The 19,907-nt window shown below is 49.5% G+C and carries 13 protein-coding genes; 3 read left to right on the top strand and 10 right to left on the bottom strand.

Annotated features, from left to right (window positions below):
- Positions 1 to 118: 118 nt before the first annotated feature.
- On the bottom strand, positions 119 to 766 hold the full coding sequence (locus KQI_RS0118725) for a pentapeptide repeat-containing protein (RefSeq protein WP_010348406.1): 648 nt from the start codon (positions 764 to 766) through the stop codon (positions 119 to 121).
- Between the two features lie 290 nt (positions 767 to 1,056).
- Here KQI_RS0118725 and KQI_RS0118720 point away from each other — a divergent pair, with 290 nt between their 5' ends.
- Together KQI_RS0118720 and KQI_RS0118715 are read left to right on the top strand one after the other, a co-directional pair.
- Positions 1,057 to 4,356, top strand: a complete 3,300-nt coding sequence (locus KQI_RS0118720; protein WP_010348405.1) for a DUF5695 domain-containing protein — start codon at positions 1,057 to 1,059, stop codon at positions 4,354 to 4,356.
- Positions 4,357 to 4,505: 149 nt separating this feature from the next.
- Positions 4,506 to 6,059: an Ig domain-containing protein gene (locus KQI_RS0118715; RefSeq protein ID WP_010348404.1), complete on the top strand. Its 1,554-nt coding sequence runs from the start codon at positions 4,506 to 4,508 to the stop codon at positions 6,057 to 6,059.
- 28 nt (positions 6,060 to 6,087) lie between these two features.
- Here KQI_RS0118715 and KQI_RS0118710 read toward each other — a convergent pair whose 3' ends face one another.
- The 8 genes from KQI_RS0118710 to KQI_RS0118675 form a co-directional block, all read right to left on the bottom strand.
- On the bottom strand, positions 6,088 to 7,134 hold the full coding sequence (locus KQI_RS0118710) for a chymotrypsin family serine protease (protein ID WP_029390236.1): 1,047 nt from the start codon (positions 7,132 to 7,134) through the stop codon (positions 6,088 to 6,090).
- An 821-nt stretch (positions 7,135 to 7,955) separates the two neighbouring features.
- A complete protein-coding gene (locus KQI_RS0118705) occupies positions 7,956 to 8,783 on the bottom strand; it encodes a carbohydrate ABC transporter permease (RefSeq protein ID WP_010348402.1) in 828 nt (275 codons plus the stop codon).
- Positions 8,780 to 9,664 carry a carbohydrate ABC transporter permease gene (locus KQI_RS0118700; RefSeq protein WP_010348401.1) on the bottom strand — a complete coding sequence of 295 codons (885 nt, stop codon included), beginning with the start codon at positions 9,662 to 9,664 and terminating at the stop codon, positions 8,780 to 8,782. The genes KQI_RS0118705 and KQI_RS0118700 overlap by 4 nt, the downstream gene beginning before the upstream one ends.
- 39 nt (positions 9,665 to 9,703) lie before the next feature.
- Positions 9,704 to 10,984, bottom strand: a complete 1,281-nt coding sequence (locus KQI_RS0118695; protein ID WP_010348400.1) for an ABC transporter substrate-binding protein — start codon at positions 10,982 to 10,984, stop codon at positions 9,704 to 9,706.
- 132 nt (positions 10,985 to 11,116) lie between these two features.
- Positions 11,117 to 12,184, bottom strand: a complete 1,068-nt coding sequence (locus KQI_RS0118690) for a response regulator transcription factor (RefSeq protein WP_010348399.1) — start codon at positions 12,182 to 12,184, stop codon at positions 11,117 to 11,119.
- Positions 12,181 to 13,980 carry a sensor histidine kinase gene (locus KQI_RS0118685; protein WP_010348398.1) on the bottom strand — a complete coding sequence of 600 codons (1,800 nt, stop codon included), beginning with the start codon at positions 13,978 to 13,980 and terminating at the stop codon, positions 12,181 to 12,183. Before KQI_RS0118685 ends, KQI_RS0118690 begins: the two co-directional genes overlap by 4 nt.
- Before the next feature lie 134 nt (positions 13,981 to 14,114).
- A complete protein-coding gene (locus tag KQI_RS0118680) occupies positions 14,115 to 16,121 on the bottom strand; it encodes a beta-galactosidase (RefSeq protein WP_010348397.1) in 2,007 nt (668 codons plus the stop codon).
- Between the two features lie 52 nt (positions 16,122 to 16,173).
- On the bottom strand, positions 16,174 to 17,568 hold the full coding sequence (locus tag KQI_RS0118675; RefSeq protein ID WP_010348396.1) for an MFS transporter: 1,395 nt from the start codon (positions 17,566 to 17,568) through the stop codon (positions 16,174 to 16,176).
- A gap of 175 nt (positions 17,569 to 17,743) precedes the next feature.
- On the opposite strand from KQI_RS0118675, the gene KQI_RS0118670 reads away from it, so the two are divergent.
- Positions 17,744 to 18,652, top strand: coding sequence for an AraC family transcriptional regulator (locus tag KQI_RS0118670; protein ID WP_010348395.1), 909 nt, complete (start codon positions 17,744 to 17,746; stop codon positions 18,650 to 18,652).
- A 72-nt stretch (positions 18,653 to 18,724) separates the two neighbouring features.
- On the opposite strand, the gene KQI_RS0118665 is transcribed toward KQI_RS0118670, so the two are convergent.
- Positions 18,725 to 19,816, bottom strand: a complete 1,092-nt coding sequence (locus tag KQI_RS0118665; RefSeq protein ID WP_010348394.1) for a site-2 protease family protein — start codon at positions 19,814 to 19,816, stop codon at positions 18,725 to 18,727.
- Positions 19,817 to 19,907: the final 91 nt, after the last annotated feature.

Here is a 19,907-nt window from a genome sequence, read left to right as displayed (position 1 = left end):
ATGAACATCCCAAGCTCAACTTTTATTTATCTTCCTTCAGAAATCATTTCGGACGGTAAAATCGTAAAAAAGATGGTTCCCTTTTTATTAACAAATAGGTATGACCTTTCTCCGAATGTTAGTCCCCCTTTTTTATGACTAGCCCCAGCAGCCCCACAAAAGACGAGGCTTGATGCGGCGAGATCATACAGCCATTCAGGTCCTCTATTTCCACCTGTAGTTCATCGAATTCACAATCGCTCAGATCCATTCCCTTGAGCTTGGACCCCGACAGCATCGCCTGATCCAGATTGCAGCGGGTAAAAAAGGTTTTCTGCAGCGTCAGATGACAAAGGTCGGTGCTTAGCAATGAACAGTCCTCAAAACCAACCTGCTTGAAATTGGAAAACCGAAACATCGAATAATCCCCTAAGCAATCCAGAAAACGAACGTTTTGGAGCCTGCTTCTGGAAAAGTCAGTACCCAGCAATTTGCAATTTCTGAACTCCACCCGGTGAATAAAGGAACCGGACAAATCAACATTAGACAGATCACATTTATCAAAAATGACATCTGTCCATTCGCTTTCTGGCAATGACGATTCCATGATGGTTACATTTTTAAAGGTCATCTTCTCCAATGAAACCTTAACCGCATCCATATGATCCAAAATCATATCCTCTACGGTTCCGTTACCAAGTTCGTCTTTGGAGCGTATGGAGTACATTTCTTCGTTTAATACGGGTAAATCCGCAGGAATCTTCGGTAACTCCAATTTAATTTTCATAATACCTCATCTCTTGAGCACGGATGCCAGCATACGCCAAGCCGAACTTTACAGCTGCTTTTTGTAAGTGGTAGGCATGGCTGCTCATAGCGTATATTTTCAGTTACCTCCGGGAATCTGTCCTTCTTATTTTACCAGAAGCCTTTTATATGTATAAGTAGAGGACAGCATATATGAATCTATTTTTCTATCAATCTCCACACATAAGGTTACAAAAGCATTTCTCTTACATATATTAAAGTTGTGAGTATGAGTATGCTCTCACAAACCTTTTCAAGGAGGTTGATAGCATGGCAGTACAGCTATCTAATCAAGTATTCTCCGTCACGATCGGAGATTACGGGGATATCTCTTTTTTACGTCTGGCAGGAGACACATTCAATACGAATTATGTTATGAACGGCTCCAACGCACCTAATCAAAATACGTCGGACCATCAGTGGCTCGGTGAGCTTATGTTCACTTACCGTCTTGGTAACGGAGCATGGACGCGGGCATGGACAAGCAATTCTGCTGATGCACGCAGGATCACCTCTTCCGGCAACAGTGTTCAGGTGTCTTATCAAAATTCATCAAATGCTCAGGGAATACGCAATTTTACTTTACTCGAAACGTATTCGTTGGTAAATGACTATTTGCATTGGCAAATGAAAGTTACGAATACCTCTAATCAAACGCTGGAAATCGGAGATTGGGGACTGCCGCTTCCTTTCAACGAATTTTGGTCCGGCGGCAATAACGAACAAATCTATGAAACAAGAGTGCTCTCCCACTCCTTTGTAGGCCATAACAGCTCCTTTATTACCGCTGCACGGCCTAGCGGCATCGGGCCATATTTACTGCTTGCCCCGGATGCCTCTACAGGCGCAGGTCTCGAATATCAGGACCACTGGAGAGTCGAGGAGCATCCCGGCAGCACATGGGCGATGGACCAAGGCGGCTGGGCCGAGGGACTGAATGTATTTTATATTCACTCCAATGTCATTAAGAGTACCAACCGCGGCTATCTCGGGAGCACCAGTCTGTCGCTGGCTCCGGGTGAAAGCAAAACGTATGCCTTTAAATTTTTTAAGGTCGCGGACGAGCAGGCCGTGAAGGACAAACTGTACAGCGAGGGCCATATGGACGTGACTGTCGTTCCAGGCATGATTGTCCCAACCAATCTCAAAGCGAAATTTGATCTGCATACAAGCAAATCCATCACCTCTGTTACTGCACAATACCCGTCTGAAACCACGATCAGCTATCTGGAAACAGCCCCTACAAACCATAAAATATATGAACTCACGCTCGGTCGACTGGGACACAACAATATAACTGTGAGCTACGGCAACGGCGAAAAAACGGTCCTTCAATTTTATGCCATCGAGTCTATCGATGCTGCGCTTCAACGTCACTCCACTTTCATGGTCAACAGCACACAATGGAATGTGCCGGGCGATCTGCGGGACAAGGTGTTTGACGATTGGATGATGCAGTATAAGGCCAAGCGCAACAGCTTTGCAGGCTACTGGGGCTGGGGTGATGATTGGGGTTTGACACACGGTCAGTTTTTGGCGGAGAAAAATGTGCAGAAGCCTGTGGCATCTGAGATCAAGGCAGTCGATGATTATCTGGAGGTGGCCATCTGGACGAATCTGATGGAAGGTCATCACACCGATTATCTGGTTCCTGATTTCCTGATGCCGCAGCCTAATACGACACCGACATACCGCGGCTATGCCTATCCCCACATTTACAACACGTTTTTCAGTATGTATAAACTCGCCAAGCTATATCCCAACCTGATCAGCTACCGCAATAGCAAGAACACGTATTTACTGCGTGCGTATCGTATTTTCAAGGCATTATATGAAGGTCCTGTCGCCTATAACTGGAATACCGGACTCATGGGTGAACTGACCACACCGGATATCATTAAAGCACTTCAGGAAGAGGGCTTGACCAGCGAGGCCAACGACCTGATTGCCAAAATGGCTACCAAATACAACAATTTCAAAAATACCACCTATCCCTACGGCTCCGAGTACAATTACGACAATACAGGCGAAGAAGCGGTGTATACACTCGCCAAAATGAACAGCAACACGACGATGATGAGCAAAATCAATGCCAAAACACGTGCCGCCCGCGGTCATATGCCTGTCTGGTACTATTACGCCGATCCGGTCACCATCACCGGGGAGAATTGGTGGAACTTCCAGTACACCACCTCGCTGGCGGGCTATGCGATGGACGATTGGACACGCCGTTATTCGTCCAAGCCCGAAGTGGACCAGCGTCTATCGTATGCCGCCAAGCTGGCGAACATCGGAGCGATTAACTCAGGACAGATCAGCTCTGATCCTGCCAATATCGGGGCGGTAGCGTGGACGTATCAGGCGGGCAAGGGCAATTACGGCGCTCTTGGTCTGGACGGCGGCCCCCTCTTTAACGGATGGCGTGGCATGTCCGGCGAAGCAGATCTGGGGCTGTTTGGAGCCATTAAAGCGCTAAGCTCGGATGTAGCTGTCGATCCGATATTCGGCTTGTTCGGCTATGGCTGCGACGTTACCGAAAGCAATAACAGCTATACGGTTACTCCAAAGGACGGCGTATTTCAACGTCTGCATCTGATCACCCAAAAGCTGAGTCTGGAGCTGAGCCGGGACCAATATAGCTCGGCTATCGTGTCCAAGTCCAAAAACAACGTCCGCCTGACGTTGAAAAATACGACACCAGGCACAGCGCATACTACGGCTGTGACGCTGACCGGACTCGCGGCAGGTACGTATGACGTGCTCGTAGACGGCACGAAAACCGGCTCTGTCACGGCTGTTAACGGCTTGGCAGCCACTGTCAGACTGAATATCGGAACGGCAGCCGCCTACGATATTCGTATTCAGTTAGGCACCGGCAATCCGACTCCCATCGGAGACATTATAGCCCGGTATGAATTTAACGAAACGGCCGGAGCTACCGCAGCCGATTCATCGGGGTATGGGCAGCAGGCCAGTGTGAATGGCGGCTCATGGGGAGCAGGACGGAAAGGCAACGCCCTGCACTTCAACGGTACAGGCGCCTATGCCAGCCTGCCCGGCGGTATCGTTAGCAGCCTGAATGACTTTACGATTGCAGCATGGGTACGAGTGAACACGCATAACGGCTGGGCTCGTCTGTTTGATTTTGGAGCAGGAACGGATCGGTATATGTTTTTGACCCCAAAGGCCGAAGGGACAGGTATGCGCTTTGCCATCACCGTTTCAGGGAATGGGCAGGAGCAACAGTTGAACGCCCCGGAACTGGCGACAGGTGTGTGGAAGCATGTGGCCATTACTTTGTCAGGCAATACAGGGATATTGTATGTGGACGGTGTGGAATCGACACGTAACACCAATATGACGTTGAAGCCGTCCAGCCTTGGACTGACAGACCGGAACTATATTGGCAAATCCCAGTTCGATGATCCCTATCTGAACGGCGCGGTAGATGAGTTGATCATTTACAACAAAGCGCTGACCGCTCAGGAAATCCGGGGCTTGGCCTCGGCAAGCAGCACCGTTAATGCTCGTCCTTTGGGAGCCAATGCATATGCCGAAGGAGCCGATTAGGACGAACATTTCATGACCTTAACTTTTTAATTAGTGAATGATTTGTAATGTGAATGATTCGTGCCGTTAAATAAAAAAGCGGGCAGCTTACGTGGAAGCCTTGTTGCTGCCCGGTTTAGAAGCTGTCCGGCTTATAGGAGGATGTTGTTATGTGTAAAGAACATGCAAGACCACCCCTGTCAGCAAACATTGAATCTGATTCATGCGGCTCTGCTTCTATGATGGAAACTCTTCTCAAAAACGTAGCCGCACAAGTCTCGACCTCCGGCATGTCCCCGCAAGCGATTGGCAGCGATGCCGAGGTCATTGACCGCTTCGGACGGATCATTAACGGGTATGGCGTTGATCTGGTGGATTGGCAGGGCTATATCGCCAACCCCTTCATTAATCTGACCGTGAAGCCTCCTGCCAGTGCGGCGTATCCGATCAGCATCACACTCAGGGCACAGGGCACGTCCCGGCTCATGATGAATCTGCCCAGCACGTTATCTGCCACTGGCGCTACGAAGGTGTTAAATTTTAATAATGCATCCGAGAGGAAGGACTTCAAACTGGAGGTTGCACCGGATCGTAACGGCGGCCCGGACGAGATTGAGCACTATACGCTCTCCCTCACCATTGCTGACAGTGCGGGAGCTTCACGAACCCATACCATTCCGATCCGGGTATGGGACCAGGACGATAATCAAGAAACCCGATTCCCGCTGGTATTCGATTACCGCTATGATACAGTCAATCACTATTTCGATGATCCGGGTATTCGCAAGGCCGCGGAGCAGGCGATTAAGGACTGGTTCTACTTTTTCGACATGGAGCCATTCGATACCGTTCCTGCCGGAGCCGAACGCAACTATATTCCGAACAATGACTGGAACGGGCATACAATTGGAACGAATAACGCGCCCTATAATGGGGAATGGATTTTCCTGCGGGGGATCGACGGCCCGTATTCGACTGGATGGCCCGGCAACAGCGGTTTTTACCACACCAGAAACGGTGTCCGGGTGCCAGGTCCCATCCACCGTTCACTAGGAACTGCGCTGGATTTTTATCCCGATGCTCAAGTGTTCACCTCGCTGAATGATGACGACTGGTACAAAACCGATCTCACTCAGGTGACGGACGTATATGGCCTCATTATGCATGAGTTCGGCCACGCCGTTGCTTTCAGTGATTCGTGGGCAGGCATGCAAGCCTATCACAGCAGCGGCGGTGCTGACGCAGTCGTCGAAGCGTACCAGGGTGTACGTGTTCCGCTGGATAGCAGCTACCATATCCCGGCAGACCGGCAATACTGGGACCGTCTCAGCGGTCAAAGCGCAGGCTGGGCGGCAGAATTTCCGGTCCGCCGCTGGATGCTGAGCAAGCTGACCCTGCTCATTGCCGAGAAAGCTGGCTGGAAGCTGAACCGCAAGCTAACCCCTTTTCTCGAACCGGAAATCGTTACAACTTCCTTGCCTAATGCCACAAAAGGGCAAAGCTACAACCAAAAACTAATAGCCAAGGGCGGCGTTCCCTTCTACGACTGGACACTGAAAAGCGGCAGTCTGCCTGCCGGGCTGACACTCGACCGCTTCACCGGGACGATCAGCGGCACCGTATCCGCTAGCCAATCGCAAAACAGCTACACATTTACGATTGAGCTTCGGGATTATGATGAGCTGGCGAAGCCGTTCACACGCAGCTTTACGATTCGTTTTTAGGAAGCAGCTTTTTCTATCTGAAGGTCATTTAGCTCTTTCTAATGCGCGTCGTTCTTGGTCTTAAGCGAGCCAGTTCCTCACTGGTAAGCTGTCTTGTATAGGAACTTGGGGAAGAGCCCGTATCTACTGTGAGTACCCTGCCTGCCCCGTTGGGGCGGGCTACCCGTGTGTTGTACACCTGCATGAACCACTGTACCGGAAAGGCAATGGATAGACGACCATCTGCCGTACCTGCATAGTTGACCGCAGCTGCATAATTATCCGACTGTCTGAGCCAGACAGAACCGGAATCCCCCGGTAGCGATACAGGAGTCGTACCTCTAACGACGGTCTGATCCTCAAAGGTCAACAGCCCCAGGCTTCCGCCATAATTGATTTGCAGGTCCGTATTGACAGACTCTACCGTACCATTGACCCGCCCGGTCGTACGCCCTACCTTTTTAAGTCTTTCTCCCACACGATAAGCGGTGACATGGCCCGGGACTACCCCTACGGTAGCGTAACGCGGGTTGAGCAATCTGTTCCTGGTCGGCAGGGAAAGCGCTGTATCAATCAAGTTCGTCCCGCTTGGACTCAAGCGTACGTAACGATACAGCCGTCCAATACGATCCTGGGAAACCGTTCCCCCGTCGGCTCCGCCCGGCTGAATCGTGGCCTCCCGATTGTCTGTATTGGAGGGATTAAGGACATGGTTGTTGCTGAAAAGATACCGTGTAGCCGGCGCTCCAGTTGGCGCAACGATCAATCCGGTTGTCCCGGAGCCTTCAATCGTTCCGACACTGTAGCCGGCGATGACCGGGCGTATGCGCGTTTTGTAGTCCGTGGCATTGGCTCTGATCTTTCCGGTTTTTACAATCCGGATAGGGACATTCGTTTTTTTGCCCAGTGCTGTGGCAGACAGGAGTCCGGTGGAGGCCGAGGCCAGCTGGTCTGCATACACAATAACGGCGGCTCCCTTTTTGGGATGAGCAGGGTCTTTGTACCCTACGCCAATACCGTGGACACCAGATAATTTTAATATGCGCTTGGCCATCCGCTTTTTCACTCGAAGGGCGGCCGAGAAGGTAGCCATCATCATCATCCCCTTTTACATTCAGATGAAATATTGTATGGCTAAGACCGCTCCGCGTTCCATTTGATCTTACGATCTCTGTTGCAGCGGGATTCTTAGGATTTTAAAAGCTTCCTATCGTGCCACTACGCAGTCGGATGGTGCTTCCCATCGCCACCGCCCCCAGATTTCTTGAATTAAGCCCCTAATAAGGGGAGAAATCCGGGGAAGTGATGCTTCCGAAGCGAGCTTTCCTACGGAAAGCTTTTAAAGCGAACGCTTCGCTTGTACAGCACCATTCCGACCACTCCGTTTTTGTGCTTCGTTTTCGAGTTCAACTTATATAGATAAGACAATTTAAAGGTAAGAATCCCGCCGCAAAGGCGAACGCTACGCTTCTCCAGATTCAGATGGACCGCTGCGCTCTCCCAACCGCCATGAGATTAACTGATTTCCAATGAGCGGCATGGGTAAACACCAACTTGAAGGTAAACAACTATAGATTCATCTACAACGAGTCTAATTACTAATTAATATTTAAAACATTAGACGTAAAAAAGAGCCGTGTCATTTGTACACGGCTCCAAGTTCTTACGTTTGCCTGAAAATTTTTGCAGGAAAGGCCATCTACCTCCCCAGCAATGCAGTATAAGGCTCAAGTCTATATATTGGACTCCAAAAGATTCACATGAAAACGAAGTAGGCGGAATGGTGCTGTACAAGCGGAGCGGTCGCTTTGAAAGCTTTCTGTAGAAAGCTCGCTTCGGAAGCACCATTCGCCTGCGCAGTGGCGCCTCATTTACATTTTCCAACTCGGCTTATATAGCCTACCCACATCTCCTGCTTTATCCCTTAACCGCTCCCTCCGCGATGCCCTCCATGATGAATTTCTGAAAGAATGCATAGATCAGGATGACTGGAATAGAGGTCAACACAAGTGCAGCCAGAATGAGTGACCAATCCTTGTTGTATTCACCAAACAACATATTCGTCGATAGAATCAGGGTGTAGTGGTTCACATCCGTCAGCATCAACAGCGGAAGTAAAAAGTCGTTCCAGATCCACAGGAAATCCAGAATGGCAATCGTGACGGTGATTGGCAGCAGCAAAGGAAATATAATGCGGAAGAACGTTTGGAACTCATTGCAGCCGTCCATTTGTGCCGATTCTTCCAGCTCACGCGGAATGGATTTGACGAACCCGTGATACAAAAAGATGGCCATATTGACACCCAAACCGATATAGATCAGCGCCAAGCCGTACGTACTGCCTTGGACGGACAAATCCTTCGCCATCCTTGTAAGCGGTATCATAATGGAGTGAAACGGCACCAGCATCGAGGCGACAAACAGGAAGAAGATCGCACTGCTCATTTTTCCCCGTGTACGAGACAGCTTATAGCCTGCCAGTGCAGAGCAGATCACGATCCCGCCAATGCCGACAAACGAAATGATCGTGGAATTCAAAGCACTGTTCAGCAGATGAGTCTGGTGAAAAGCCTGACTGTAATTTTCAAAGTGGAGCTTCGTCGGCAGCGCCGTAAAGGATGCGAACATTTCACCCTGCGTTTTAAATGAATTGGTCACCGCCATATAGATGGGGAAGAAGGACACTATGGCACCCGCACACAGCAGCAACGTAATCAGCAGGGAATTGGCTTTTTTCAGCCTCATGCCTCCACCTCCTTCTTCTTCATGACACGCAGCTGGATCAGCGTGAAGATCAGGACGATGGCGAACAAGATAACGGATTTGGCGCTCGCATAGCCGTAACGGAAGTTGTTGGAGAACGCCTCCTCATAAATGTTCATCGTAATCACCTGCGTACTGCGCCCCGGCCCCCCACCGGTCAGTCCATAGACAACCTCATAGACCTTGAAGGCACCATTCAGCGTCAGGAAGAAACAGATGGTAATGGCATGGGTAATCATCGGCAGCGTCACGCTTCGCAATGTCTGAAACGCGTTGGCCCCGTCAATAATAGCGGCCTCCTTCAAGCTTTGCGGCACCCCCTGGAGTGCAGCCAGATAAATGATCATCATGTATCCGACACCATTCCAGAGCGAGACAATAATGATGGAGAAGAAGGATACCTTCGGATCACCCAGCCACGATTGGCCCAAAAAGGCGATAGCCGTCTTTTCGGCAATCTGTGGCAGCACGGAGGAAAATACGAATGTCCACATAAATGCGCTAATAATGGTACTAATCATATTGGGCATAAAAAATATTGTCCGGAAAAATCCCTTGGAGCGCGTACGCGACTCGATGAGCACGGCCAGCGCTAATGCCAGCACATTTTGCAGCACAATCATGACCAATACATATTTGAGCGTAAACCACAGAGAATTAAGAAAATCCGGGTCTTCCTTCAGCGCCTCTACAAAGTTCCCCAAGCCGAGAAAGCTGTAATTAGGATTCAGTCCGTTCCAGTCTGTGAAGCTGTAGTACATGCCGCTGATCGTCGGAATGAGCAGGAAAATGGTGTAAAAGATCAGCGCCGGAGCGGTAAATGCCAGCAGCATCACATATTTTTTATAGATTTTAAAAGGCATGGAGTCTCCCCCCTCCTGATGTATTTCTGTAGGCTACCGTTACTTGTTCACTTTGTTATACGATTTCCATGCCTTATCCAGCGCCTTGATCACGTCATCCTGCGAGAGCTGGCCTGCATAGTAGGATTGAAGCGCTTTGCCTGCCTCGTCCTTGACCGCTTGCGGGATGGATGGATCTTGATACGACTTGCCTGCTTTCACGTATGCGGTAGCGTCATTGACCCAAGGATAGCTTTTGAACGTATGCACCTTGGAGATCGGGTTAAATTTTAATGCCTCATAGAACGCACTGGAATCCTTGTCGTCCAGCACATAGTTGACAAAATCGAGTGCAACCTCCTTATTTTTGCTTGTGGAGGATACAGCCAGTGAAGTCGAAGTGGACAGGTTGATTAAGGTTGCATTCGGATCATCGTTGATCGGCAACGGTGCAACCCCAAAATCCATTTTCGGATCAGATTTCAAAATCGTTTCGGCAAACCATGGGCCTTGAATCCACATGGCTGCTTTGCCCGAAGCGAAGGCCGCCGAGCCGTCATCCCCGCCAATTTCCAGCGCCTTGTCTGTGCCGTTGCTGTTCACCAGATCAATAATGTCGAACATACTCTTCATTTCAGCAAAAGAACCTTTATCCTGATTCATCCGGTCGATAAAATCCTTATTCTGTGTGTTGATCATCGCACCTGCTGTCAGCGGCACGAACAGCTGTGGAATCCAGGATTCCTTGTAGGACAACAGGAACGGCTTCACATTGTTCGCTTTCAGCTTCTCGACCACAGCCTTCATTTCGGTCAACGTTCCCGGTGGCTTCAGCCCCAAGTCCTTAAATATCTTTTTATTGTACAGATAGCCCCATGAAATCGTTTCCAAAGGAACCGCTACGACTTTGCCGTCTTTCGTCGTCACCGAAGGCTTCACACTATCCATTAATTTGCTGACAAACGGCTGACCGGACAAGTCCTCCAAATAACCCGCTTTATAAAACGGAGGAATTTCATTCACCGCATGCAGCGCGAACACATCCGGCGCATCGTTGGATGCAAGTCTCGTCTTCAAAATTTGTGCGGCATTGTCGGCAGGCGGCATCTCCAATTGCACCGTAACGTCGATATTTTTATCTTTCTTTTCCTTCGCTACGAACGCGTTAATGTATTTATCGTAATGCTCCTTCAAGCGGGGCTGGGCGATAAACATTTTGAGATTCACGGTTTTGCCGTTTCCACCGGAACCACTGCTGTCACTGCCTGAAGAATTCGCTCCACACCCGGCCAACAACGTACCAACCAGCATTGTGCTCAATACACCTTTCCATAATTTCATGCAAAATGACCTCCCCTAAGTTGAAAATAACGGTTACCGACTTCCTAATCACTTCTTTTGTATACGCTTTCATTATAGGGTGGGAGGTCACTTCTGCCATTGGACACCATTAGCCTGTTGAGTTGGATTTTTTTAAACTTCCTTTCTCATCTCTCCGGGTGCCATGCCAAAATGCTTTTTAAACACCCGATAAAAATAGGACACATCCTCATACCCCGCCATCTCCGCGACCGCTTTAATTGAAATTTGTTTATCTGCCAGCCATTCCCGCGCCTTTTCCATTCTCCGCTCTACAATATAGTCCGTTACATTTTGACCATACTCCTGCTTGAATACCTTGCTCATATACTCTTTGCTTACAAAAAAGTTTTTTGCCAGCTGCTCCAGTGTAATCGGTTCGGCAAAGTGACGATCCATATAGCGCCGTACCTCCTCCAGATTCAGCTTGTTTTTGTATTTCCGCTGTCGAATAAGCTGATCCAGCTCCAGAATATAGCACGCCGATACGAATTCCAGCGCATGTTCTACAGAGGATAACGCATCCTGCGACAGCGGAAATCCAGCTTTCGCTGTCGGGGTATCCAGTCCGTTGTCTGCTGCCAGCTCTTTTAGCAGGGAAAGAAGCTCCTGTACCAGCCGGCCCAGCATAGGCTGACTTGGCGCTCCGAGGCGTTCCAGCTCCTGCATGACCTGCTTGCAAGTCATGTTCACGCCATCCTGATTCAGCTCATTAAAATAAAGACGCAGCAGTTGCTTATACCGGGTCAGCTTGTGGAAGAACTCATAATCCAGCTCCGCCTTTTCTTGCTGCCGCTCTGTTGCCCTGGTCTCCAGATCGTTTTTGCATTTGAGCAGCACTGCATTCAGCTCGGTGGGGTTAACAGGCTTGAGCAAGTAATCGACAGCCTTATAGCGGATGGCATGCTTGGCATATGCAAAGTCATCATAGCCGCTCACGACAATGATTTTCACATCAGGAAAATGGTTATTTAGCGCCTGCAGCAGCTCTACTCCATCCGCACCCGGCATCCGCATGTCAGTGATCACAATATGCGGGGTTAATTCCCCGGTCAGCCTGAACGCTTCCTCTCCGTCCTCAGCCTCACCCACCACCGACATGCCGAGCTTTTCCCATGTGCCAAATGTCTTCACAATATCGCGGTTCCATGGCTCATCATCGACAATTAATACCCTGATCATATGTCCCCCTCCTCTGCTGAGGTGAATGGAATTCGGATCGTGACACGTGTACCGACGCCCTGCTCACTGTCTATGGTCACCCCGTAATTCACTCCAAAATTCATTCGCAATCGTGAAGCAACATTGCTTAAGCCGATATGGCTGCCCTGCGCCCAGATCGGTTCCTCCGAAGCATTTTCCAGCTTGGCCCGTACTTTTTCCAGCTTATCCGGGGCCATGCCGTTACCATTGTCACAAACTGTGATCCACACGTCTTCTTTCATAATCTCCACGCGGATGCCCATTCGCCATGCCCCTGCCTTACGATCCAGACCGTGCTGAAACGCGTTTTCCAGCAATGGCTGCAGCGACAGCTTGGGCAGACGAATATCCATCGCCCGTTCATCCATCTCCACCTGAAACACCAATCTCTGCGGAAACCGCCGCTGCTGGATGCGCATATAGTGTCCCACATGGTCGAGCTCCGCGCGTAAAGAGGCCATATCCTGAGGCTCCCGTACCACGTAGCGAAACATCTCACTCAGCGAACGGATTACCTCATAGGTGTCCTCCGGCTTTTGGGAAAATACCATGCTGCCGATCATTTGCAGTGTGTTTTGCAGAAAATGAGGGTGAATTTGCGCCTGGAGCGCTTTCAATTCAGCCGTCTTTTTTTGCAAATTCATACTGTATTCCGTCTGGATATGCTCACGGATTCGTCCTGCCATGCCATGGAGACTTCTTTCCAACAGCCCGATCTCATCCGGGCGTGTGCTCGGCTGTCCAACCGGCCCCTTAATCATTTCTAGTTCCTGTACGGAACGTGCCAAATGAACAATCGGCCGTGCGGTCCGCCATGCGATGAAAACGGCTATGCAGATGGAAACAAGGATCGAAATCACGCCCACGATAATGCCATATAGCATCGTTAAAAAGGCGCTATGGTTAATAGATGAGGTTGGTATGATTTTGACCAGTCTCAGCCCAACCGCATCCAGGTTATTATAGAACACATAATGCCCGGCAGTTTGAATCATACCGGGGCCTGGCCTAACGTCGCGAAGAGCCGTCAATACACCCGCAGAAGGAGGCGACTGGCGAGCTTGCGCCGGATACATGATCCTGCCATCCGTATCTGTAATAAGCACCTGATGCTGATCTCCTCGTCCCAGCAAGCCCAGCGTCTGATCGAATTGCGACCACAGAACATCCAGTGAGATCACACCCGTCTGCTTCTGATCCTCAAAACGCCGAATACTGCGAATTAGTGTAAAGCGCTCCGCATCGGCCGGGCTTGTGCGAATCAAATAATCCTTATTCGCCTGCCACATCTCGGCATACTGCGGGGGAATACCGCTCACCGTCGTAATATCATTTTGCATGCCGTTGAAGGTAAACAGGCTTTGCGATTGCTTCAAATAAAGCTGAATACCGATCACGTGGCTTCCGGCCGAATAATACACATTCGCGAGCGTATTCAGCATTTTACGCTGGGCATTAAATTGGCTTGAAAGGCTGTCCGGCTCGCGCTCATTCAAATAATCACTCAGATCAGGGCTGATCTGAATGCTGTAAATCAGCTGATTCAGGCGGTCTAACTGGTCACTGATATAGATCCCCGTCCATTTCATATTGGACATGTTCGTCTCTACCACTTCGGTTTCCATCGACGCTCTGCTTTTTTCCGCAGCCAGCACCGTGACGGCAATGACCGGCACCACCGATAGAACAATCATCGTTAAAATGAGCTTGAGCTGAATGCTGCGTCGATACGGGGCCGTCAGCGCCCGAAACCAGCGGACTACTCGGGTTGGCATAGCGATGCACTCCTCTTGTTCAGCCATATGCGAAAACGCCCCGCTATTCGCAGGGGCGCTCATTTGCCGGGGATTTCCCGGCAGGACACATATATGATTCATTCATATGTCGAAATCAGCTCATTATACAGCATTTACGCTTCTTCGATAATTATAACACTCCACGGCTCCAATTGGAGCGTTTGTCCTCGGGTTATCGTCTGCTCCCCGATCAGCTCCTTGCCGTCTCCATGCGGGTACACCACCGAGCCCGCTTGTTCGGAATAGTTAAAATAATATCGGATCGTCCGTCCCTGGTCATTCGTGCCAGATTTAATAATGGTCGGGAATGACACTTCCTGTTCCACTCCCCAGACTCCTGCCTTTTGGGCTACAGAACGGAACAACTCGCGAATGACCGCCGGACTGACGATACAGCCGATATAAGTCGCCGTCCCCTGACCATAGCGGTTTTGCGTAATCGCTGCATATTTTCCCCAATGCGGGTGATCATAATACGCCAACACCTCGGCAGTCGTCGGAGTAATCAGCTCCATCCACGTATCTACCTGATTGTCCTCTGCCGCTACCCCAAAAGGATTATCCTTGAGCGTCACGTTCTTCGGCTCCACGAACAAGCTGTAGTGAATGCCGCAGGCCTCGCTGATCACGCCCGGCTGCCGGGAAGTTCTCACCTGCACATGCTCATCAGTAAATCCGCTGCGGAACGTGTACACCACATGACCGCCATTTTCCACATACCGATTCAGCTTTTCCAGCAGCGCATTTGGCGCGGAGTAAAGCACCGGTACGATCAGGAGATCATAATCGTCAAACGACTCCGTCCCCGGATGAACGATATCTGTCCCGATATTCAGCTTGTATAGCTCATCGTACAAACGACGGACAATGTCGTTGTAATTCAGCGGGCTGTTCATATTGAACTTAAACCAGTTAATCGATGTCAACGCTTCGTTGCTGACCAGGATGGCTGTTTTGTTTGTCTTTTTCAGGTTGACCAGTTGCGGAGACAATCTCGCAAAATCCTTCCCGATGGTCTGTGCTTCCTCATACACAGGATTCGGCTCAAAATCATGGCTCAGCAGACCCTTCCAGTACGTTTCAAAGGAATTATGGATGGAATGCCAGTGCCAGTATGCCACCATATTGGCCCCGGAAGCCAGATGGCTGAACGCTTGCAGCCGCAGCTGTCCAGGATAGGGAACCCAGTGAGTAAAAGCCTGCGCCTCCGTTTCCAGTACCAGATAGTTGCTCTGTTTCGTCGAACGCGCTACATCGCCACCGAAGGAAATTTCAATGCCGGTCAGATCATCCTGTGATGGATGGTAAATGTCTACGCCAGTCACATCCAATGCCTGTGATGCCGCAAAATGATCCACGTCCGGCTGAACACCAAAGGAATGGCCTCTCCACTCAAAATCAAAGTTTTGCGTCACAAATTGGTCTTCTCGCTTATATTCATTTACAATTGCGACCTGCCACGCCAGAAAGTCCGTCACCAGCTTGCGCTGGAATTGGGAAAAGGCTGCCCCCAGACTTCCATTAATCGTTCCGACCACGGAAGGAAAGTCCTCCCAGCTATTGATGCGATTGCTCCAGTAATCGAGCCCAAATTTGTGGTTCAGCTCCTCCAGTGATTCAAATCGCTCGCGCAAATATTTTACAAATTGCAATTGCACATTCGGCCCACATGTGTTGTAATGCTTCGTCTCGTTATCCGTCTGAAAGCCGATGACCGCCGGATGCTGACTCACCCGTCCAATCAGCTTGCGAATGATGCGCTCGGCGTGGAACAGGTAAACCGGGTTCGTGATGTCCATGATCTGGCGAGCTCCGTATTTGCCCGGACCTTGAGGGGTTGTTGCCAGGACATCGGGATGCTCCTTGACCAACCATGTCGGAACGGCATAGGTGGGCGTGCCTACAATGACCTCAATGCCCGCCTTATGCATGGCATCCAGCACCCGATCCACGGAGGTGAAATCAAACACTCCGTTTTGCGGTTCATGCGTGCTCCAGGTGGATTCGGCAATCCGCACCACGTTGATGCCCGCATCCTTCATCATTTGGATATCCTGGTCCAATCGGTCATAAGGCATATACTCATCATAATAAGCAACACCGTATAGCAGTTTTTTCATGTAGTCGTCCTCCTATAGAATCATGGTAAAGTGTCATACGACCTCATTTGTTTCAAATACCGTGGCTGTTGTGTGGTTTAGAAAGAGACGGGACGGCCAGTTTCTTATCGGTAACGCCCTGCTCCGCAGAACCCGCCTGCTGCTGATTTTTTTTCGCAATCGCCAGCCAGCCCTCTACGTCTTTTTCTCTAATTTTGTACAGCCACGCGAACAGGCCTGCCGTAATTAAGGCTCCTACACCAGGTACCACCGCATAAAGTGCGAATATCCATGTGAGAACCTGCCCGGTCTGCGGTACATTCGGGATATAGCCTGCAAAGGCAAGCGCATAAGCGACGATCCCACTGGCTGCCGCTCCTCCCAGTTTTCCTGCAAACGTTTGGGTGGCAAAAGCGGTTCCACTGGCACGTACACCTTTTTGGAACGCGCCATATTCGACGCAATCGGCGGTAAACATCGGCACCATGAGCTGCGGAGCAGAACTGAACAGGCCGAACAGAACCGCGAATACACATACGACGATGGGATTGCTGTACCCAATGGCGAACAGGGACAAACCCGTGGCAAACAATCCAATCAAGCTGAATACGTTCACCTTCCATTTACCAAATCTCTTAATAATCGGTGGTAAAATTAACGCTGTTAGCAGCTGTACACCCAAGGAAATGAACATCAGTACTGAAATATAAATAGGATTTTTCAAGTTGTATAAAGCAAAGTAGCTGACGACAATCCCTTGCAGATTGGTCATGGACAATGTCATAAACGACATCAGATAGAATAAAAGCTGCTTGTTTTGCATGGGATACGTCATAATTTGCTTGAGCGTAACCTTCTCTCCCTTGTTGGAATAACGCTCTTTGACATTAAAGCGAGTAAAATTCATGAGTACCAAACCCGCCGTGGCAACGATAACCGCCAAAATCGGCCAGGATATCTGATTGGCCACAGCTACCGCAGACGAGGAAATGACCATAAAAGCCAAGAACACCATCGTCCGGCCTCTGGACATCAGCAGATCGCGTTCGTGCGTGTTTTTCGTCATCAGTGTAGCCAGACCAAAGCCGGGCGCATCACTGATGGTGTAGCACATTTCCCATACCAAGTATGTGACGGCGATATAAATTATCTTGACGGTAAGCGAAGCATCGCTGGGAACGAGGAACACCAATACAGTAAGTATGGGCAAAATGATAGAGGCCAGATTCGTCCACGGCTTGAACAAACCGCCTTTGAGTTGGGCCCGGTCAATGATCACGCCGAAGATTGGAGCGCTCAGCGCATCCCATATGCGGGCCAGCACGAACAAAGTACCGATAATCGACACAGAAATACCCACATAATCCGTATAAAATAGCATCGCAAATGAGGCGACCAGACAGAGAATTGCGTTGCTTCCCAAAAAATAAACGTAATAGGACACACGTTCTTTCGTTGTTGTTTCCATAGCTCCTCCTAAATACAGTATGGCATCGCTTTCAAACCCTCTCCATATAAGCGCTTTCTTTTTATATAAAAGCCTATAGCAGAGCGTTTGTAAACGCTCTTTTATTATAGTCAAATGTTAGGTACAATGAGATTGTCTAAGCAGTGTAAAATTTGCCCTAATCGAAGGTGATCTTATGATATTAAATGCTGAAGTTGATCCATCTTTATTCCATGATTGCCAATGGTTGCCTAGAATTGACTGGAATGTGAAATTTTTCGGCGCTCATATTCACCGGGTCAAAGCGGACTGGCGCATGCCGGAGGAGTCTCATATCGGTTTTGAAATTGCACTTATTTTAGAAGGTCGTCAGGAAACGATTATGGAGAATAACGTGTATTCGGTTGGGGAGGGTGATATTTTAATTATTCCGCCGGGATTCAAGCATGTGAGTCAGTGTGTTTCCCCTGGTGGAATGTATTATTTTAGCACTCATTTTAATGTGGATGACCCATTGTTCCGTCAGGAGATGATCAAGAGCAATCAGCTCTTTTTCCCGGCGGGTACTGAAACCAATACTAAGCTGCAAAAGGTTGTCCATAGCTGGATCGGCATGGTGCGGGAGAGTGGAGAATATACGACAGCAGACCGTTTTCGCATGCAAATTGCTTTGTTCGAGCTGTTCGGGATATTCTCGCAAATGATTTCTACGGGATTGGAGCCCCGAATTGCACCTTCATCCGTTCAGTATGCCAAGGCCATTATGGAAGCCATCCAATCCAGATTTAAACCCTACCGGGAGGATAAATCCGGTGAGCAGACATTCCGGATTGAAGACGTGGCAGCCTCCCTCGGAATCAGTCCCGGCTATGCACAGGAGGTATTCCGCAAGGTATACGGCTATTCGCCGCGGCACTACCTGTCAGAGACCAAGCTGCATGAGGCCAAAGTGTTGATCCAGCAGCCCAATCTGCCGCTGAACAAGATAGCTTCCCTGCTCGGATACTCCAGTCTGGCTCATTTCAGCAGGCAGTTTAAGCGCTGGACGGGCACCAGTCCGCTCAAATACCGCCAATCGTTAAAGCCCATTACGGCTGAGCATTAGGGTTCCTTCTGCAATCAAATATAAAAAGGCGCGGTCTGAAAATATCAGATACCACGTCTTTTTATAACTACATTATCTCAGCCTAATATCCCCAATATGCTGGTGTACTACATACATCATCCCCATCAGGAATAACGCCAAGCCCAAGTAACCGATCCCGAATTTCCAGCGTGATGATGCGGGTACTTCGTAATATTTATCATTTTCATAGGGTATATAATCGATCCCGCACAGCAATCTGAGCTGATACGCATCTGGCGTCGATATATGCTCCACGCCGTTCAGCCATGCATCTTGGACAAGGCACTGCTGTGGCAGCATGAATGTCTGCGCTACATCCAAACTTTCCATATACACCGTCACATACTGCTGTCCTTCGAGATCCGAGTAGGTATTAAAGGATAATCTGCGCGTATGCTCCGGTCCGGGCAAGGGGTATCCTTGCTCATACAGATGCTGAACATCAACCACCGGACTTTGCGTAAAGGATAGAACCTTGGCCTCTCCTTTATTGCGTTTGATATATTTTTTGTATAAATCATAGGCGAAAAGCGCCCAAATAAAGAAAAATAAAATGGATTTCAAATAGATAATTACGACGATGCCACCCAGTAAGCCCACCAGCCATAACCAGCGTGTCACTGCCGTGGAAATTCGTCCTCCATCGAGCGGATGAATCGGCAACAGATTAATCAGATTCAGAAAAAAACCTACATATGCCAGCGCATATAGCAGCGGACTGTCCGTTGCATAGGCTCCTGCGTATACCGCCATAGCTCCAACCGTACCCAGTAGTGGGCCGCCCATGGCCACATAAGCCTCTGTCTGGGCATCCAAAGGATGGCGTTTCATCGTGATCAGCGCACCAAGAAAAGGGATAAATAACGGTGTCGAAACCGGAAGTCCTTTGCGCTTGGCCGCCCATACATGCCCCAACTCATGCACAAACAACAGCAGCACGAGCCCGACCGCAAATCCCCATGGATAAATGATTGCATATGCGCCAATCGTCGCTGCCATAGAGAACAGCGCACCGCCAAATTTACTGAATTTCAAAAGCGCAAGCAACGACTTGCCCTTCAAAAGAAGCAACGCTGCCGCACTGCCAAGATACCATTTGGATGAACCGGACTTGGAATCCGTTTTTTGGTCTTCTTTTGGCAAAAATACCCGTCTCCTTTCTCTAACACTTCCATTGTATCCTGCTATGTGCAGCTTGTAAAAGCCTCAAGCGGTCTGCCACATGTCCAACCTC

Source organism: Paenibacillus peoriae KCTC 3763 (assembly GCF_000236805.1).
GTDB classification, from domain to species: domain Bacteria; phylum Bacillota; class Bacilli; order Paenibacillales; family Paenibacillaceae; genus Paenibacillus; species Paenibacillus peoriae.
Note: the sequence above shows the minus strand (reverse complement) of the source record. Positions and strands in the feature narration are given on the sequence as shown.

What these genes read in the sequence shown, in the direction of transcription:
- KQI_RS0118700 (WP_010348401.1), bottom strand. Translation starts at nt 9,664, where the DNA reads ATGCCTTTTAAAATCTATAAAAAATATGTGATGCTGCTGGCATTTACC.
- KQI_RS0118690 (WP_010348399.1), bottom strand. Translation starts at nt 12,184, where the DNA reads ATGATCAGGGTATTAATTGTCGATGATGAGCCATGGAACCGCGATATT.
- KQI_RS0118695 (WP_010348400.1), bottom strand. Translation starts at nt 10,984, where the DNA reads ATGAAATTATGGAAAGGTGTATTGAGCACAATGCTGGTTGGTACGTTG.
- KQI_RS0118705 (WP_010348402.1), bottom strand. Translation starts at nt 8,783, where the DNA reads ATGAGGCTGAAAAAAGCCAATTCCCTGCTGATTACGTTGCTGCTGTGT.
- KQI_RS0118670 (WP_010348395.1), top strand. Translation starts at nt 17,744, where the DNA reads ATGATATTAAATGCTGAAGTTGATCCATCTTTATTCCATGATTGCCAA.
- KQI_RS0118685 (WP_010348398.1), bottom strand. Translation starts at nt 13,980, where the DNA reads ATGCCAACCCGAGTAGTCCGCTGGTTTCGGGCGCTGACGGCCCCGTAT.
- KQI_RS0118680 (WP_010348397.1), bottom strand. Translation starts at nt 16,121, where the DNA reads ATGAAAAAACTGCTATACGGTGTTGCTTATTATGATGAGTATATGCCT.
- KQI_RS0118720 (WP_010348405.1), top strand. Translation starts at nt 1,057, where the DNA reads ATGGCAGTACAGCTATCTAATCAAGTATTCTCCGTCACGATCGGAGAT.
- KQI_RS0118675 (WP_010348396.1), bottom strand. Translation starts at nt 17,568, where the DNA reads ATGGAAACAACAACGAAAGAACGTGTGTCCTATTACGTTTATTTTTTG.
- KQI_RS0118715 (WP_010348404.1), top strand. Translation starts at nt 4,506, where the DNA reads ATGTGTAAAGAACATGCAAGACCACCCCTGTCAGCAAACATTGAATCT.
- KQI_RS0118725 (WP_010348406.1), bottom strand. Translation starts at nt 766, where the DNA reads ATGAAAATTAAATTGGAGTTACCGAAGATTCCTGCGGATTTACCCGTA.
- KQI_RS0118710 (WP_029390236.1), bottom strand. Translation starts at nt 7,134, where the DNA reads ATGATGGCTACCTTCTCGGCCGCCCTTCGAGTGAAAAAGCGGATGGCC.